We start from the raw sequence: 17,059 nt of genomic DNA on the forward strand, positions 1-17,059 counted from the left end.
AGGCGGGCTATTGCCCGCTGTTCCAGCCCTTGTAGGCGCCGACGGTGTCGCGGGTCACCAGCGTCGGCGCGACGAGGATCGAGGGCTGATCGAGCGTCTCGCCCCTGGCGAGCTTCGTTCCGGCCTCGACGGCGGCCGAAGCGAGCGCGGCGGGAAGCTGTGCCGACGAAGCCTCGATCATGGTGTTGGACTTCAGAGCCGCCTCGATATCCGGCGAGCCGTCCACGGTGGTGATGACGATGCCGCTGCGGCTCAGTTGCTTGGCCGCCAGATCGGCGCCGATCGCCGAGGGGTCGTTGATCGTGAAGATCGCGTTCACGTCGTCATGGGCGGTGAGGAGACCGGTCGTGACGTTGAGGCCGCCCTCGCGCGTGCCGATGCCGTTCTGGTTGTCGGAGAGGATCTTGATGTCGGGATGGGCCGAGAACACCTCCTTGCAGCCCTTGACGCGATCGATGACGCCCGAGACCGGCGGGCCGTTGACGATGAGGGCATTGCCTTTGCCGCCGAGCTTGTCGACGATGTACTGGCAGGCCTGCCGGCCGGCGGTGACGTTGTCGGTCGTGATGGTCGCCTGGGCGCCGTCGGCGGTGTTGTCGATGGCGACGACGGGGATGCCGGCCGCTTCCGCCCGCTTGATCGAGGCGCCGATGGCCCGCGAATCGACGGCCGAGACGATGATCAGGTCGACGCCGGCCTGGATGAAATTGTCGAACTGGGAGGACTGCTTGCCGAGGTCATAGTCTCCCGAGGCGACGATCGTCCTGGCGTCGGCGCCGCCGGCCTCCCTGACCTTGCCCTCGATGCCCTTGGCGATCGCGCCGAAGAAGGGGTTGCCGAGATCGACGACGGTGACGCCGACGAGCTTCAGATCCTTGGCGACCGCCAGGGTCGGGGCCGCGGCGGCAAGGCTGCAGGCCAAGATGCTTGACACAATTCGTTTCATGGCAATGTTTCCTCCGAGAATGTTCCGGCCTTTCGGCCTTGTGAGCGGACGACCGCTTCGATCGCGGCGGGACATTAGTATGATACAAAACGTACTGCAACCCGCAAAACCTGCCTTTTATATGGGTCGTATTGTCTCTTGGATGGTCGCATGACGCTCCCGCCCACCTCTCCCCCCTCTCCCGCCGCGCCGGACGACGACAGGCGCCCGCTCCGGCTCCGGATGGCCTCGGTCAACCTGTTCCCGGCCGAGCGCCGCATCGTCGAGCAGCTCCTCGCCATCCCGGCCTATGAGCTGGGGGCAATGACGTCGTCGGACCTGTCCGAGCGCTCCGGCGCGAGCCGGTCGAGCATCGACCGCCTGTCGCGCAAGCTGGGCTATCAGGGCCTCAAGGACATGCGCAGAGCCCTGCTCAGGGAAGAGGCGCAGCGCGGCAGCCCGGCGAGCCCGGCGGACGGGCGCCGCTCCGCCGGCGATGTCGCCCGCCGGGTGATGGCGTCCATCGCCGCGCGCGCCGAGGCCATGGCGCAGTCGCTGGCCCGCGGACCGGATCTCGACCGCCTGCTCGAATGGCTGACCACGGCGCGCTCGATCCAGCTCTTCGGCGCCGGCGAATCCGCCGCTGCCTGCACTGCCGTCTACATGCGCCTCATCCGGCTGGGGCTGCCGATCGGCTTTGCCGACGAGCACCATACCCAGGTCACCCTGGCGTCCCTGATGGGGCCGGCGGATCTCGCGGTGGCGATCTCCTATTCCGGTGGCACCAAGTCCACCATGTGGGCCGCGAAGACGGCCAAGCGAAACGGCGCCCGGCTGGTCGTCATCACCGGGATCGTCGGCTCGCCCCTCGCCCGGCTGGCGGATCTTCTGGTGCCCTTGCCGACCGGGCCGCTCCCCGGCAGCGCCGAGGTGGTCGACAGGGTGATCGCCGTCGGCCTGGCGGAAGTGCTGTTCCAATGCCTGGTCGCCGACGCGCCCGACCTGGCGGCGCAGTCCCTGCGGGTCGACGATATCTTCAGCGACGACAGGTTGTGATCGCCGGCGGCTTGAGTTCCTGCGAAGGTTAATGCAGCATCCAGCTGTCTTACGAAACCCTTGCCCGCTTTGCTCAAAACAAGCCGCCTGGCTTACTGCGATCTCAAAACATTCCTGTCATGACTGTTGCCGTCGAGAACGAGGGGACGGTTCCGATGCGTAAGTTGCGTACCAGCGTCGTGATGGCAATCCTGGCGCTGTTTCTCGGCCTCGGCGGTGAAGCCGGGCCGGTTCTGGCGGGCGAGAAGCCGACGCCCGTCTATGCGCCGATCGGCGACGTCACGACGACGCCGTCGGGCTACACCCAGTTCTGCCAGACCTATCCCGGGGATTGCCAGGCGGGCGACCAGGAGGCGCGCGACGTCGTGCTGACCAAGGCGACCTGGCGTGACCTCGGTGCCGTCAACGACCAGGTGAACCGGGCGATCGAGCCGATGACGGACCTGGAGAACTACGGCCGCGAGGAATGGTGGGCCTATCCCACCAACGGCAAGGGCGATTGCGAGGACTATGTGCTGCTCAAGCGCAAGCTGCTCCTCGATGCCGGCTGGCCGCGCTCGGCGCTGCTGATCACCGTGGTGCGCGACAAGAAGGGCGACGGCCATGCCGTCCTGATGGTGAAGACCGACAGGGGCGAGTTCGTGCTCGACAACCAGGAAACGCGGATCCTGCCCTGGCAGAACACCGGCTATCGCTACGTCAAGCGCCAGTCGCAGACCAACCAGAACATCTGGGTCTCGCTGGGCGACACCCAGACCACCGCAATCGTGGCGGCCGGAGCCCGGTGACGGCTCTCTCCCGCTCGCCCGCAATCCCGTCTCACGGGCAGCCCGGTCCCGTCCCCATGTCCCCGCCTCGAGGACCGGCTTTCGCAAAGGGCTGGCGCAGCAGCGCCGGCCCTTTGCGCATGAGCGGGTCGGTCAGGCCGCGCCGACTTCCCTGAGGCCGCTCGCGAACCGCTTCCAGTTGCGCACATAACCCGCTGCCGCTTCGAGCAGTTTTCCCACTGCCTCCTCATCGAGGGTGCGGACCGCCCGGGCCGGCGAGCCGACGATCAGCGAATGGTCGGGGAAGCTCTTGCCCTCCGTCACCAGGGCATTGGCGCCGACCAGGCTGCCCCTGCCGATGACGGCGCCGTTGAGCACGGTCGCCCCCATGCCGACGAGACTGCCGTCGCCGATGGTGCAGCCGTGCAGGATCGCCCTGTGGCCGATGGTGCAATCCTCGCCGACCGTCAGGGGAAAGCCCCAGTCGGAATGCAGCACCGCGCCGTCCTGGATATTGGTGCGGGCACCGATGCGGATGATCTCGTTGTCGCCGCGCACCACCGCGTCGAACCAGATGCCGACGTCGTGCCCGACGACGACGCCGCCGACGACCCGGGCGCCCGGGGCGATCCAGTGCTCGCCCGGCGCCGGCAGCTGCGGCGCCCGATCGTCAAGTGCGTAGACCGGCATGGTTCTCTCCCTCACCGCCCCGGATTCGGACGGGCGGCGAGGCTACCACGGCAGATGCTGGATGATCGAGACGATCACCGTGCCCGACATCAGGCTCCAGAAGCAGGCGAGCATGGTGGCGATCATCGCATATTCGAAGCGGCGGCCCTGCCTGAGCCGGCCGCGCACGGTGTTGCGCATGATCACGAACGGCGCCCCGAAGGTGAGGAGCGGCACGCAGGCCAGCGCCGCGCCCGGCCGATCGTCGAGAAGCCGGAAGCTCAGCGGCTTCTGCGCGCAGACCTGGTAGGCGCTCGCGAGCAGACCCGCCGTCGCGAAGCCGAGCAGAAGGGCATAGATGTTGGCTATGGTCGCGGGAGCCATCGGCCGCGGTCCCCAGTCGGTTCGGTAAACGAACCGTTAACCGGAGGGGCGACGGCAGCGCAACGACAGCGTTAAAAAAGGGTTAACGCCCGTTCATTCCAGGTCGATGTCGAGGATCGCCATGTGGAAGTCGTAGGAGGTCTCGCCGTCCTCCTTGTCCTCCGAGACGATGCCGACGGCCTCCTCGCCGACATAGACCTCGGCGCTGTCGGTCTTGCGGGCGCGCGGCACCACACGGATCGCCGCGTTGCCGAAGGTGCGCCTGAGGTAGCCCTCGACGCGCTGCATGTCTTTCTTGTCCATGGGATCGGCCCCTGTGGCGTGAGGCCGGAGAACGGCTCCGGCGGGGCCGAGCGTTTGCCACGCCGACGGGCGTACCGCAAGGCTCGGCGTGGCGAGGCCGCCGGCTTTCCCGGCGGTGTGGCCCTGGGCCTACAAACCGACGTCGTGCCAGAACGGATCGTTCAGCAGCGGCTCGTGCAGGATCTGGTCCATCGAGCGCGACGGCTCGGCACAGCCGGCCTCGCCGACCACGCGCGCCGGCACACCGGCGACGGTGGTGTTGCGCGGCACCGGCTTCAGCACCACGGAGCCGGCCGCGACGCGGGCGCAGCGCCCGACCTCGATATTGCCGAGGACCTTGGCCCCGGCGCCGATCAGCACGCCGCGCCGGATCTTGGGGTGCCGGTCGCCGGTCTCCTTGCCGGTGCCCCCCAGGGTCACGCCCTGCAGGATGGAGACGTCGTCCTCGATCACCGCGGTCTGGCCGACGACGATGCCGGTAGCATGGTCGAAGAACACGCCGCGCCCCATGGGGACGGCGGGATGGATGTCGACCTGGAACACCGCCGAGCCGCGGCTCTGCAGGTAGAGGGCGAAATCGCGCCGCCCGGCATTCCACAGCCAATGGGCCAGCCGATGGGTCTGGATGGCGTGGAAGCCCTTGAAGTAGAGGATCGGCTCGATGAAGCGGGTGGCGGCCGGATCGCGGTCGACCACGGCGGCGATATCGGTGCGGAAGGCGCCGCCGATGGCGGGATCGGCATCCAGGGCCTGCGCATAGGCCTGGGCGATCAGCGTCGACGGCACATCGGCATGGTCGAGCCGCGAGGAGACGCGCTGCACCACGGCCGCCTCGAGCGAGCCGAGCTGCAGGATGTTGGCGAACATGAAGCTGGAAAGCTGCGGCTCGGCATGGGTGGCCGCATCCGCCTCGTCGCGCACGCGGGCCCAGACGGGATCGACCACGTCCAGGCGCTGGCTGGTGATACGCTTGGCTTGGTTCATGAGTGTCTCCCGCAAGGCCGCGGACCGTCAGGGGCCGTTGTGTAACATAGCTGCCGGGCGGCTGGAACAGCGTTGCGGCAACGCACGCCTGCCGCGGCCGCAGACCCGACCGGCGCCCCTGCGAACGCGCGGCGGCTTCAGAGCCCGCGCCTGGTCAGGAAGGCGAGGACGCCCTGCTTGAACACCTTGTCGCCGACCGCGGGATTGTGGTCGCGGTCCGGGATGTCGAGCACGCCCGCGTCGGGCATCAGCGCCGCCAGCGGCCCCGGCGCGCCGGCGATGCGGTCGCGCGTTCCGACCGCGATCAGCGCGGGCTGGCCGATCCGGCCGACCTCCTCGGCCGACAGGATCTGGCGCGAGCCGCGGATGCAGGCGGCGAGGGCTCGCCGGTCGGCGCCGGTCTGGTCGGCGAAGGCGCGGAACATCCGGCCGAGCGGGTCGGTCACATCGGCGAGGGCCGGCGCCTCCATGGCGTCGGCGATGGTGGTGGGCAGGCCGACCCCGTCGACGAGATGGATGCCGAGGCCGCCGAGGACGACTGCCTCCACCAGGTCCGGCCGCTGCAGGGCGAGGAAGGCGCTGATCCGCGCGCCCATGGAATAACCCATGACGGGCGCCCGGACGATGCCGAGATGGTCGAGCAGCGCGGCGGCGTCGCCGGCCATGAGCGAGGTGTGATAGTCGGCGGGAGCGTAGAGCTTGGTCGAGCCGCCGTGGCCGCGATTGTCGAGGGCGATCACCCGCCGTCCCGCCCGCTTCAGAGTCTCCACCCAGCCCGGCCCCACCCAGTTGACGGCGACGTTGGAGCCGAAGCCGTGCACCAGGAGGATCGGCTCCCCCTCGCCTTCGTCGATATAGGCGAGCTCCACGGCTCCATGGGCGAATGTCGGCATCGGGTCCCCGCAAAATCGGCATGCATGGCCGCTAAGCAGGTTCTCCTGAACCTGCTTACACTTGGCAGTCTAAGCAGCATTGATTTTGCATGGAGAATGCAAAATCAATTCGCGGCTGAAGCCACGAGAAGCTGCTTAGGGCCTACCGCATCCGCCCCGTCCCCGCTATGGTCCCGCCGCAACGAGACTGCGGAACCACATCATGGCCGATCACGCGATTCCCCATTTCCAGAACGATCCGGGCGTGCCGAGCATCCGGGTCGGGGCCCGCGAGTTCATGTGCATGGGGGCGAGCCCGCCTTTCGACCATCCGCACATCTTCCTCGACATGGGCTCGGACGACGAGATCATCTGCTCCTACTGCTCGACGCTCTACAAGTTCGACGCCAAGCTCGACAGCCGCGAGGCAGACCCCGCCGCCTGCGCCGTCGCCGCCTGATCCGTGCCGCGCCCGCGCATCGCCATTGCGGGCGCCGGCATCGGCGGACTGACCGCGGCCCTGGCCCTGGCGCGGCGAGGCTTCCCCGTCGCGCTCTACGAGCAGGCCGAGCGCCTGGAGGAAGCCGGCGCCGGCATCCAGCTCTCGCCCAACGCCACCCGCATCCTGATCGCGCTCGGCCTCGGGCCGGCCCTGCAGGAGAGCCTGGTCGAGCCCGAGGCGGTCGTGCTGCGCCGCGGCGCCGACGGGCGTGAGATCGTCCGCCTGCCGCTCGACGGCGCGCGGCAGCGCTGGGCCGCCCCCTATGGCGTGATCCATCGCGCGGATCTGCAGGCCTTGCTGCTAGCGGCGATCGCCCGGGAGGACAGCGTCACGCTGACCCTGGGCGCGCGGGTCGCCACGCTGTCGCAGGACGAGGACGGCGTCGCTATCGGCATCGAGCAAGGCGCGGACAGAGTCACGGCCCGCGCGGAGGCGCTGGTCGGGGCAGACGGCCTGTGGTCCCGCGTCCGCGCCGGGCTCGGCCGGCACGCGCCGCCGGTGTTCGCCGGCAAGCGCGCCTGGCGCGCCGTGCTGGCGAGCGAGGCCGGGCCCGCCTGGCTCAGCCGTCCCGTCACCACGCTCTGCCTCGGCTCCCAGGCCCATCTCGTGGCCTATCCCGTGCGCGGTGGCCGCGCCCTCAACCTCGTGGTGATCGCGCGCGACGGCGATGCCCGCGCCGGCTGGTCCGAGCCGATGCCCGGCGACCGTCTCGCCGGCCGGCTGGCCGGCTGGTCCGCCGAGATCCGCGCCATGCTCGGCCGGCACGAGGCCTGGCGAACCTGGCCGCTGTTCGAGGTCCCGTCCGACGCGGCGATGGCGCAGGGCCGGGTCGCGCTGCTCGGCGACGCCGCCCATGCGATGCTGCCCTTCATCGCCCAGGGCGGCGGCATGGCGATCGAGGACGCCGCCGAGCTCGCGGCCTGGCTCGGCCGGGAGGAAGCCCCCATATCCGAGAGCCTCGCCGCCTTTTCCCGCAACCGCCTGCCGCGCGTCGCCCGGGTGCAGCGCGAGGCGCGGGCGAACGGGGCGCGCTATCATTGGGGCGGCGCCCTCGCCCTGGCGCGCGACGCCGGCCTGCGCCTCGTCGGTGGCCCGGCGCTGCTCAGCCGCTACGACTGGCTCTACGGCTGGACGCCGCCGGCTTGATCCCTCCGGGCGCAGCGTCTATCCAGAGCCGGACGCGGGCGTGGCGGAACTGGTAGACGCAAGGGACTTAAAATCCCTCGGCTTCGGTCATGCGGGTTCGACCCCCGCCGCCCGCACCAGGGCCCGGCAGCGATCCTCGTCGGGACTCACGACGCCCCCTCCGACCTGCCCAACCTTCAGCGCCGCATCAGCCGGCGGAAGGCCAGCGCCTTCGCCTGGTCGATCGAAGGCTGCCGGTCATGGCTCGCCACGAGATGGGCGCGCAGGCGATCGGCGGCGAGCGGCGCATCGCCGGCCTCGATGGCATCGAGGATGGCGAGGTGCTCGCGCAGGGTCGCGACATAGGAGCCGCGCATGGCGTGGAGCTGGTACTCGTCGACCCGGCGCAGGGCGGTGTGCTGGCGCACCGCGGCGCGCAGGAACCGGTTGCCGCTGCAATCGGCGATCTGGTCGTGGAACCGTGTGTCGAGCTCGACCAGGGCGCCGATGGCGGGGGCGCGGTCGGCGGCGTCGAGCTCGGCCTCGTGGCGCCGGCGCAGCGCCGCGAAGGCGCGCCTGGCGGGCTGGAAGCCCGGCGCCAGCAGCGCCGCCGGCTCCAGCACCAGACGGAAATCCATGCTCTCGCGATAGGAGGCCTCGTCGGCGAGGCCCGGCATGAAGATCCAGGTATGACCGACCGAGCGGCGCACCAGCCCAGCATCCCGCAGGGCCTCGAGCACGTCCTGCGCCTTCGCCCGCGCCACGCCATAGCGCTCGCCGATGCGGGTGATCGAGATCTGGTCGCCGATCAGACCGGCGAAGCGCTCGGCCAGGATGGTGCGGTAGAGCGGGTCGATCTCGGCGCCGGGCAGGCGCGAGCGGTCGAACTCGGCGGATTTGGGATCGGCGGCCAGGGCGAAACCGCCCTCCTCCCGCCGGGCGGCGAGGCCGAGATGCTCCATGAGCTCCAGGGCCTTGCGCACCGGCGTGCGCGAGACAGCGCAGCGCCTGGCCAGCGCCGGCTCGGGCAGGCGGTCGCCAGCGCCCCAGCCCTCCGCCTCCGCCACGTCGAGGATCTCGCGGGCCAGGGCCAGCGTGCGTTCGGAGGGCGGGTCGTCGGCATCGGGCATCGAATCAGGCGGGGCGGTGGAACACTTCCGGCTTATAGGGATACCACCAGTCCTGCACCGCCGCGCGGCCGTCGATCACGCCCATCTTCGAACGGCGGAAGGCGTTGAGCCCGTCGCGGCCGAGGGAGCGGCCGAGGCCGGACTGCTTCCAGCCGCCGAAGGGCAGCGCATCATTGTCGATCAGCGGATTGTTGACCCAGACCATGCCGGCCTCGATCTCGGCCACGGCCCGCATCGCCTCGGCGAGGTCGCGGGTGAAGACCGAGGCGCCGAGGCCGAAAGGCGTGGCGTTGGCCAGCCGGATTGCCTCGTCGAAGGAGCCGACGCGAGTTATGGCGGCGACGGGGCCGAACACCTCCTCGCGGGCGATCGCCATGTCTGGTGTCACGCCGGTCAGCACGGTCGGCTCGTAGAACCAGCCGGTCTCGCGGCCCGGCGGCACCCGTCCGCCGGCCTCGAGCCGGGCGCCGCGGGCGAGCGCGTCGTCGACCAGGCGGGCGACCTTGGCCCGTGCCGCCTCGGAGACCAGCGGGCCGATCTCGGTCTCGCCGAGCCCGTCGCCGATGCGCAGAGCCCGGGCATAACGCACCATGCCGGCGACGAAGTCGTCGTGCACGGCCTCGTGGACCAGGAACCGCTCGGCCGAGGTGCAGACCTGGCCGGAGAGATGGAAGGCCGCCATCACCGAGCCGGCGATCGCCACCTCGAGGTCGGCCTGGGCGGAGACGATCATCGGGTCCGACCCGCCGGCCTCGAGCACGCAGGGCTTCATCTGTGCCCCGCAGGCGGCGCCGACCGACCGTGCCGCCGCGACCGAGCCGGTGAAGGCCACGGCATGGGTGCGATCGCTCTCCACCAGCGCCCGGCCGACCGCGGGGCCGCCGGGGAGGCAGCCGACCACGCCGGGCGGCAGGGCGCGCATATGCTCCATGAAGCGCAGGGTGCACAGCGTCGTCGCCTCGGCCGGCTTGACGATCGCGACATTGCCGGCGGCGAGCGAGGCCGCCAGCGTCCAGGCCATCAGCAGGACGGGGAAGTTGAACGGCAGGATATGGGCGCTGACGCCGTAGGGATGATAGGTGCAGAACTGGAAGGAGCCTTCCTGGATCGGGCCGGCGATGCGCCCGGCTTCGTCGCGCGCCATCTCGGCGAAGTAGCGGAAGACCGACGGCACGTTGGCAAGCTCGCCCACAGCCTCCGGATAGGGCTTGCCCATCTCCAGCGACATCAGCCGGGCCACGGGCTCGGGATCGGCGGCCTCGATGCGGCCGGCCAGGACGTGCAGCAGCCGGGCCCGGCTCTTGGCGTCGAGCCGCGCCCAGGGCGCCCGGGCGGCCTCGGCCGCGGCGAGCACGCGGTCGATATCGCCGGCCTCCGCCTCCGCGGCCCGGCCGACCTGCTGCAGCGTCGCGGGATTGATCACCGCCCGCGCGGCGCCGGCGGCCGGCACGAAGCCATTGTCGACGAACAGCGCGGCCAGGGCCGGGTCGAAGCGGGTCATGGCGGCGTCACCGGTTCATGTAGATCTTGCGGGTGACGGCGCGGGTCTCGCAGATGCCCGTCCATCCCGCGGGGAAGAAGGCGATGCTGCCCGCCGGCAGCGTCAGCGCCGCACCGTCCTCCTGGGTGTAGACGGCGCTTCCGGCGAGGATGTGGACGAATTCCTCGCGCGGGAAGGTGACGGCGCGCCGGGCCGCATCGCATTCCCACAGGCCGCTTTCCGCCCGCCCGTCGGCCTCCCGGGAGATGACCAGGCCGCGCGTGCCGGCCGCCCGGCCGTCCAGCGTCTGCGCCGCGCCCCAGTCGTCGAGGGCGAGGCCCGCCGGATCGCGCACGACGGGCGTCGCCGCGCGCGGCCCGCCGGCCGTCAGCATATAGGTGACCAGGATGTCCTCGAAGACCTCGACGCGTCCGCGCCAGCCTTCCTTGAAATGCGCCAGCGTGCCCGGCCCGGCCTCGACCACCTCGCCGTCGTCGGCAGTGTAGCGCGCCCGGCCGGAGACGAAATAGCACAGTTCGTCCGCCGGCAGGATCAGCCGCCAGGAGCCCGGGGTGGAGCGCCAGAGCCCGGCCTCCGGCAGGCCGTCCTCGCCCTTGAACAAGAGGCGCCCGCGATTGTGCGAGCGGCCGTCGATCGGCATCTGGTGCGGGCCCCAGTCGATCAGGCAGTCGGTGACGGCGACGACGTCGGCGATGTGCGGCACGAGGGCGGGGCTGGTCATTGGATCATGTAGACCTTGCGGATGGTTTCGTGGACGCGGCAGGTCCCTTTCCATCCCGTGGGGAAGAAGGCGAGCGTGTCCGGCCGGATCTCGATGGTCTCGCCGCTCTCGTGCACATAGGTGCAGCGCCCGGAGAGGAAATGGCAATATTCCGCCGCGGTGACGTGACAGTTCCAGAACCCCGGCGTGCAGAGCCAGATGCCGCTCTCCGCCCGCATGTCCGGCTCGCGCGAGATCAGGGTGCCCGAGGTGTGCGAGGCCCCCTCGATCATGGTGGGGATGACGCCCCAGTCCGCGGCCGCGGCGACCGACGCCGCCTGGCGCAGCACCGGCGTCACGGTGGCCGGCCCGCCATGGCTCAGCATGTAGGTGACCACGATGGTCTCGTGCACCATCGCCTCGCCGGTGAAGCCGGTCTTGAAATGCACCACCGTGCCGGGCTCGACCTCGATCACCTCGCCGCCGTCGCTGCGATAGGTGACGCGCCCCCTGGCGAAATGGCAGAGCTCGTCGGCCGGCAGCGTCAGGCGCCAGCGCCCCGGCGTGCAGCGCCACAGGCCGACCTCGGGCCGGCCGCCCTCGCCCTTGAACAGGAGGCGGCCGGTGGAGTGGGAGCGGCCCTCGATCATGTCGGGCTGCGGTCCCCAGTCGACGACGTCGAGCGCATCGGAGGAGACGTCGTGGATATGCGGGGCGGAGGATGTCGGGAGCGTGGTCACGCCGGTGTTCCGTTCAAGAGGGCATCGAGACGTCTGGCGGCCGTGGACGGGCCGTGGGCTGCCTGCATCGCCGCCGAGGCTTTGGCAAGGCGCGCCGCCATCGCCTCGTCGGTGAGAAGGCGATGGACATTGTGGGCCAGCGCATCGGGGCTCCAGCTCGCCCGGTGCATCTTGATGCCGTGGCCGGTCTCGTCGACGCGCTGGGCATTGTCGTGGCCGTCCCAGACATAGGGCATGATGATGGCGGGCTTGCCGAAATAGAGGCACTCGGTGAAGGTGTTGTTGCCGCCGTGATGGATGACGGCATCGACCTGCGGAATCACCGAAGGCTGCGGGAACCACTTGCCGAGCACAACGTTCGGCGGCGGCGCCTCGTATTCGTCGATATAGGCTCCGACATTGACCAAGGCTCGCACCGGCATGGCGCCGAGCGCCGCGATCAGGCGCTTCAGCACCGGCGTGTCGCCGGAGCCGAGCGAGCCGAAGGAGACGTAGATGAGCGGCTTGCCGGCATTGGCCGCGAACGCCGGCACCACATAGGGCTTGTCCTGCCGCACCGAGCCTTCGAGGTACTGGAAGCGCCCGGGGTCGAGCGGCTCACGGCGCCTGAAGCGCACCGCCTCGGGATAGAGCAGGATGTTGAGATAGGGCGAGGCCTCGAAGAACTGGCCGAGCGGATAGGGCTCCTCGCCGTTCTCGCGCAGGAAATCGTTGAAGCGGGCATGGATCGGCCCGATCACCGCGTTGAAATGCGCCTCGAAGGCGGCGAAGCCGGGCTTGTCGCCCTCGGCGCAGCCGGAAAGGTGCGGCGGGATGTCGGGGTCGGGGATCTCGTTCTCGCTGCAGGAGATGATCCGGACCCAGGGTTTGCCGTAGTGCTTGATGGCCGGAAACAGGATGACGTTGTCGACGCAGATCAGGTCCGGCTTCACCGCGTCGAGCACGCGCGGCAGGTCCTTCTGGGCCCAGACCGCGGTGTCGACGATGGCGTCCCAGCAATCCCTGACATAGGTGCCGACCTGCTCGTAGGGCGTCTTGTTGAAGTTCGGGATATGGCCGTTGATGAAGGTCTGCCAGTACTGCGCCAGCTCGTCGGCGCCCATCGGCGGGGCCATGGTGACGATGTGCTCGGGAAAGCCGTATTCGGCATAGGTGCCGGCCATGTCGCCGGCGGTGATGAACGTTGCCTTGTGCCCCAGCGCCTCGCAGGCCTGGGCGATGCCGACCGAGTTGAGCGCCGGCCCGTAGGCTGCCTCGGGAAAGAACGCGATTGTCGCCATGAAGCGCTCCCTGTCAGGATCCATGCGGGGTTGAAGCGGGCTCCGGACCGCCGCCGAGCAGGCGGGCATGGGCCGGATCGAAGACGGCGACCGCCGCGTCGCCGACGTCGAGCGGGGCGGCATCGATATCGGCGGCGCGGCGGGCGATGCTGAGCGTGGCGCCGTTGGCGAGCCTCAGATGCACGCTCTGCCCGGCGCCGTGATAGGCGATCTCGGCGACGGCGCCCGGGAGGGCCGTCCCGGGCGCGGCCGCGCCGCCGGTCTTGGCCAGGGCGATGCGCTCGGGCCGGATGGCGAGGCACCCCTGCCCGTCGGCGACGCCGTCGGCGCGGATGCCCGGCAGGGCGCCGAGGCCCTCGACCACCAGCCGGTCGCCGGCAATGCGGCCCTCGATCAGGTTCATCTGGCCGAGGAAGCGGGCGGCGAAACGGTTGCGCGGCCGCTCATAGACCTCGGCCGGCGTGCCGAGCTGGGCGATGCGGCCGCGGTCGAGCACGGCGATGCGGTCGGACATCACCAGCGCCTCCTCCTGGTCGTGGGTGACGACGACGAAGGCGATGCCGATCTCGCGCTGCATGCGCTTGAGCTCCAGCTGCATCTGCTCACGCAGCCGCCGGTCGAGCGCCGACAGCGGCTCGTCGAGCAGCAGCAGCCGCGGCCGCTTGACCAGGGCGCGGGCGAGCGCCACGCGCTGGCGCTGGCCGCCGGAGAGCTGCGCCGGGCGGCGGCCGGCGAGGTCGGAGAGCAGCGTCAGGGCCAGCATGTCGCCGACGCGCCGGCGCACCTCGCCGCCCGCCACGCCCTCGGCCTCCAGGCCATAGGCGACGTTCTGCGCCACGGTCATGTGCGGGAACAGGGCGTAGGACTGGAACATCATGTTGACCGGCCGCCGGTTCGGCCGCGTCGCGGTGACGTCCTGCCCGTCGATCAGGATGCGCCCGGCATCCGCGATCTCGAAGCCGGCGATCATGCGCAGCAGCGTGGTCTTGCCGCAGCCCGACGGCCCGAGCAGGGCGAAGAACTCCTCGGCGCCGACGCCGAGGCCGACCCCGTCGACGGCGAGGAGCGAGCCGAACCGCCTGGTCAGGCGCTCGACCGTGAGGATGTCGCCTCCGGCCGGGGTCATGACCGGACCTCCTCGTTCGGCGAGAGCCGCTGGGCGGCGAACAGGAGCGTGCAGGTGACGAGCAGCGTCAGGGTGGCCAGCGCATTGATCTCCGGCGTCACGCCGAAGCGGATCATGGCGTAGATCTGCATCGGCAGGGTCGTCGAGGCCGCCCCTGCCCCGGCGGTGAAATAGGCGATGATGAACTCGTCGACCGAGAGGGTGAAGGCGAGCAGCGCGGCGGCGACCACGCCCGGCAGGATCGAGGGCAGCACCACCTTGAAGAAGGTGCGCGGCCCGCTCGCCCCGAGGTCGGCAGAGGCCTCCACCAGCGCGAAGTCGAAATGCTTCAGGCGGGTGCGCACCATCATGCAGACATAGGCGACGTCGAAGGTGACGTGCGAGAGCACGATCGAATAGAGCCCGAGCGTCATCTGCAGCGCCGTGAAGAAAGACAGGAGCGCGATGGCGAGCACGATGTCCGGGATGATCAAAGGCATGGTCAGCACCGCATCGAGCAGCCCGGCGCCGCGCCGGCGCCCCCGGGCCTCCACGGCGAAGGCGAGCAGGGTGCCGAGGACCGTGGCGATGGCGGTGACGCAGACCGCGACGACAAGGCTGTTCCACCCGGCATGGAGGATCTTGGGCGAGGCGGCGAGCGCCGCATACCACCGGGTCGAGAAGCCGGACCACACGGTCGGCAGGCCGGCCTCGTTGAAGCTCAGGAGCACGACGACGGCGATCGGCCCGTAGAGGAAGGCATAGACCAGCCACAGATGCGCCCGGAGGCCGCGGGCCGGCAGGCCGAGCGTGTTCCTCATGCCGCAGCTCCCCGGCGGGCCGCTCGTCCGGCCAGGGCGGCCTGGGCGAAAAGCAGGAGCATCATCACGGCGATCAGCACCAGGGCCAGGGCAGCGCCGAACGGCCAGTCCCGGGCGGTGAGGAATTGATCATAGATCAGATTGCCGATCATCTGGACCTGGCCGCCGCCGAGCAGGTCGGCGGTGACGAAATTGCCGATGGACAGGACGAAGATGAAGACGGCGCCGGTGGCGATGCCCGGCAGGGTGAGGGGCAGCATCACCTTGACGAAGGTGCGCGCGAGCCCGGCGCCGAGATCGGCCGAGGCTTCGAGCAGCGCGCGGTCGAGGCGGCTGATCGAGGTGTAGATCGAGAGCACGACGAAGGGCAGGTAGGAATAGACGAGGCCGAGCACCACGGCGGGCTCGCTGTAGAGCATGTCGAGCGGTTCGGCCGTGATCCCGCTCGCGACAAGGGCGCCGTTGGCCAGGCCCTTGCGGTTGAGCAGCACCATCCAGGCATAGGTGCGGATGAGGTAATTGGTCCAGAACGGCAGCATCACCAGGAAGAGCAGCAGCGTGTGCCGCCGGGCGGGCGCCAGCGAGATGGCCAGGGCGGCGGGATAAGCCAGGATCACCGCCACGACGGTGGCCGCCAGCGCGACGCGGGCCGAGCCGAGGAAGACCTCGACATAGAGCGGGTCGAGGACCCGGGCAAAGTTGTCCAGGGTCCGCGCCTCGTAGTCGATGCCGCCATAGATGCCACGCTCGAAGAAGGCGTTGACGAACAGCACGCCGCAGGGAACGAGCAGGAACAGCGCGATCCATCCGAGGCCCGGCGCGGCCAGCAGCATTCGCGACCATCGCGAGGTGATCATGGGCGGTTGCCCGGTTCCCCTCTCCCTCTCACTTCGCCGCCATGATCTCCGTGACAGCGCGGGCATAGTCCTTCTGGGTCTTGCCGACGTCGAGGAGCTGCTCCTGCTTCAGGAGCTCGGCCGGCGTCATCGCCAGGTTCGGGTATTTTTCGAACAATGCCTTGTCGAGGCTCTCCATGCCGGCCTTGTTCGGCGTCTTGTACATGACGGTCTCGGACACCCATTTCGCCACGTCGGGCTGCAGGATGAAATCGAGGAAGGCGTGCGCCGCCGCCTTGTTCTGCGAGGCCGCGGTGATGACGATGGTGTCGACCCAGAGGTCGGTGCCCTCCTTCGGGACCACGTATTTGATCGCCGCGTTTTCAGCGGTGCCGTAATTGCACCAGCCGTCCCAGGCATGGACCAGCAGCGCCTCGCCGGAGACGAGCTTGGAATAGAAGGTCGTGTCGTCATAGGCGAGCAGCGACTTCTTGGTCTCGCCGAGCAGCGCGGCGGTCGCCTTGATCTTCGCCGGATCGGTCTCGTTGACCGAGAGCCCCTGCTCCTTGAAGCCGGCGCCGAGCAGCCAGCGGTCCGTCGCCAGCATGGTGACCTTCTTGACCAGCTCCGGCGCCGGCTTCAGCAGGTCGTCCCAGCCGGTCGGCGCCGCCTTGACCAGGTCCGAGCGGTAGCAGAGCCCCGTCGTGCCCCAGGAATAGGGGATCGAGAAGGTGTTGCCCGGGTCGTGCTTGAGCTGCGAGGCCTCGGGATAGAGGTTCTTCAGGTTCGGGATCTTGTCGTGGTCGAGCTTGGCGACGAGGCCGAGCTTGTCGAGCGCCTGGGCGAACTGGCCGGAGACGAACAGCACATCGTAGCCCTTGCCGCCGCCGGCGACGACCTTGCCCATGATCTCCTCGTTGGTGGCATGGACGGTGAGCTCGGCCTCATAACCGGTCGCCGCCTTGAAGCGGTCGAGCAGGTCCTTCGGCATGTAGGCGTCCCAGTTGGAGATCACCAGCTTGCCGTCGGCTCTCGCCGTGCCGCCCGGCGCGGCCAGGGCCAGCATCGTGCCGAGCGCCAGGGCGCCGGCGAAACCTGAAAAGGTGGAAGCAGTCCCGATCATGCGCATCGCGGGGTCCCCAGGGATGGTGCCGGCATGCCTCATCGGGCGCGCCTTATGTCTTATGCGGCCTTACTGTACACGCAGAACACAGTCTGAAAAGCCATAACTGAATAATTTTTAAAAATAATACATTCCGTGATGTGACGTGCGGCACGGCGTCGGCGGCCGGAGGCACGCCGGCCAGCCGCCGTCGGCACGGCGCGCTGGAAAACCGCGGGCGCCGCTCCATGTTTCGC

19 protein-coding genes and 1 tRNA gene are annotated in these 17,059 nt (G+C 69.7%); 5 read left to right on the forward strand and 15 right to left on the reverse strand.

The window, feature by feature from the left end; translation table 11 throughout:
- Positions 1–7 precede the first annotated feature (7 nt).
- Entirely contained in the window at positions 8–946 is a 939-nt protein-coding gene (locus QO011_RS10655) for an ABC transporter substrate-binding protein (protein WP_370881942.1), read from the reverse strand.
- Positions 947–1,096: 150 nt separating this feature from the next.
- Between QO011_RS10655 and QO011_RS10660 the strand changes: the two genes are divergently transcribed.
- Positions 1,097–1,981, forward strand: coding sequence for a MurR/RpiR family transcriptional regulator (locus QO011_RS10660; protein ID WP_307271382.1), 885 nt, complete (start codon positions 1,097–1,099; stop codon positions 1,979–1,981).
- Between the two features lie 155 nt (positions 1,982–2,136).
- Positions 2,137–2,769 (forward strand): transglutaminase-like cysteine peptidase, encoded by a 633-nt coding sequence (locus QO011_RS10665; protein ID WP_307271385.1) that lies wholly within the window; start codon positions 2,137–2,139, stop codon positions 2,767–2,769.
- A 132-nt stretch (positions 2,770–2,901) separates the two neighbouring features.
- Here the strand turns inward: QO011_RS10665 and QO011_RS10670 are convergent, their stop codons facing one another.
- From QO011_RS10670 to QO011_RS10690, 5 genes are all read right to left on the reverse strand, one after another.
- Positions 2,902–3,438 (reverse strand): gamma carbonic anhydrase family protein, encoded by a 537-nt coding sequence (locus tag QO011_RS10670; RefSeq protein WP_307271387.1) that lies wholly within the window; start codon positions 3,436–3,438, stop codon positions 2,902–2,904.
- A gap of 42 nt (positions 3,439–3,480) precedes the next feature.
- Entirely contained in the window at positions 3,481–3,801 is a 321-nt protein-coding gene (locus QO011_RS10675) for a DUF6949 family protein (RefSeq protein WP_307271389.1), read from the reverse strand.
- A gap of 93 nt (positions 3,802–3,894) precedes the next feature.
- Positions 3,895–4,104 (reverse strand): DUF3126 family protein, encoded by a 210-nt coding sequence (locus tag QO011_RS10680; RefSeq protein WP_307271392.1) that lies wholly within the window; start codon positions 4,102–4,104, stop codon positions 3,895–3,897.
- 129 nt (positions 4,105–4,233) lie between these two features.
- Positions 4,234–5,088, reverse strand: a complete 855-nt coding sequence (gene cysE, locus QO011_RS10685) for a serine O-acetyltransferase (RefSeq protein WP_307271395.1) — start codon at positions 5,086–5,088, stop codon at positions 4,234–4,236.
- A gap of 137 nt (positions 5,089–5,225) precedes the next feature.
- A complete protein-coding gene (locus tag QO011_RS10690) occupies positions 5,226–5,981 on the reverse strand; it encodes an alpha/beta fold hydrolase (RefSeq protein ID WP_307271398.1) in 756 nt (251 codons plus the stop codon).
- 202 nt (positions 5,982–6,183) lie between these two features.
- Between QO011_RS10690 and QO011_RS10695 the strand changes: the two genes are divergently transcribed.
- The 3 genes from QO011_RS10695 to QO011_RS10705 all read left to right on the forward strand — a co-directional run bounded on the left by QO011_RS10695 (position 6,184) and on the right by QO011_RS10705 (position 7,727).
- Entirely contained in the window at positions 6,184–6,420 is a 237-nt protein-coding gene (locus QO011_RS10695) for a zinc-finger domain-containing protein (protein WP_307271400.1), read from the forward strand.
- A 3-nt stretch (positions 6,421–6,423) separates the two neighbouring features.
- Complete coding sequence (locus tag QO011_RS10700) at positions 6,424–7,608, forward strand: FAD-dependent monooxygenase (protein WP_307271403.1); 1,185 nt, start codon at positions 6,424–6,426, stop codon at positions 7,606–7,608.
- A gap of 34 nt (positions 7,609–7,642) precedes the next feature.
- Positions 7,643–7,727: transfer RNA gene (locus tag QO011_RS10705), tRNA-Leu, on the forward strand.
- 57 nt (positions 7,728–7,784) lie between these two features.
- Here QO011_RS10705 and QO011_RS10710 read toward each other — a convergent pair.
- Genes QO011_RS10710 through QO011_RS10750 form a run of 9 tightly spaced genes read right to left on the reverse strand, consistent with a single transcriptional unit; the run spans position 7,785 to position 16,823 of the window.
- Positions 7,785–8,717 carry an FCD domain-containing protein gene (locus QO011_RS10710; protein WP_307271406.1) on the reverse strand — a complete coding sequence of 311 codons (933 nt, stop codon included), beginning with the start codon at positions 8,715–8,717 and terminating at the stop codon, positions 7,785–7,787.
- A 4-nt stretch (positions 8,718–8,721) separates the two neighbouring features.
- Positions 8,722–10,218, reverse strand: a complete 1,497-nt coding sequence (locus QO011_RS10715) for an aldehyde dehydrogenase family protein (protein WP_307271409.1) — start codon at positions 10,216–10,218, stop codon at positions 8,722–8,724.
- A 7-nt stretch (positions 10,219–10,225) separates the two neighbouring features.
- Positions 10,226–10,939, reverse strand: a complete 714-nt coding sequence (locus tag QO011_RS10720; RefSeq protein WP_307271413.1) for a cupin domain-containing protein — start codon at positions 10,937–10,939, stop codon at positions 10,226–10,228.
- A complete protein-coding gene (locus tag QO011_RS10725; RefSeq protein WP_307271415.1) occupies positions 10,936–11,658 on the reverse strand; it encodes a cupin domain-containing protein in 723 nt (240 codons plus the stop codon). Before QO011_RS10725 ends, QO011_RS10720 begins: the two co-directional genes overlap by 4 nt.
- On the reverse strand, positions 11,655–12,938 hold the full coding sequence (locus QO011_RS10730) for a nucleotide disphospho-sugar-binding domain-containing protein (protein WP_307271417.1): 1,284 nt from the start codon (positions 12,936–12,938) through the stop codon (positions 11,655–11,657). The genes QO011_RS10725 and QO011_RS10730 overlap by 4 nt, the downstream gene beginning before the upstream one ends.
- 13 nt (positions 12,939–12,951) lie before the next feature.
- Entirely contained in the window at positions 12,952–14,064 is a 1,113-nt protein-coding gene (locus QO011_RS10735) for an ABC transporter ATP-binding protein (protein WP_307271421.1), read from the reverse strand.
- Positions 14,061–14,864, reverse strand: a complete 804-nt coding sequence (locus QO011_RS10740) for an ABC transporter permease (RefSeq protein WP_307271423.1) — start codon at positions 14,862–14,864, stop codon at positions 14,061–14,063. The genes QO011_RS10735 and QO011_RS10740 overlap by 4 nt, the downstream gene beginning before the upstream one ends.
- Positions 14,861–15,721, reverse strand: a complete 861-nt coding sequence (locus tag QO011_RS10745) for an ABC transporter permease (protein WP_307271426.1) — start codon at positions 15,719–15,721, stop codon at positions 14,861–14,863. Before QO011_RS10745 ends, QO011_RS10740 begins: the two co-directional genes overlap by 4 nt.
- A 28-nt stretch (positions 15,722–15,749) precedes the next feature.
- On the reverse strand, positions 15,750–16,823 hold the full coding sequence (locus QO011_RS10750) for a polyamine ABC transporter substrate-binding protein (protein WP_307271429.1): 1,074 nt from the start codon (positions 16,821–16,823) through the stop codon (positions 15,750–15,752).
- Positions 16,824–17,059 lie beyond the last annotated feature (236 nt).

The organism is Labrys wisconsinensis, assembly GCF_030814995.1.
Taxonomy (GTDB): domain Bacteria; phylum Pseudomonadota; class Alphaproteobacteria; order Rhizobiales; family Labraceae; genus Labrys; species Labrys wisconsinensis.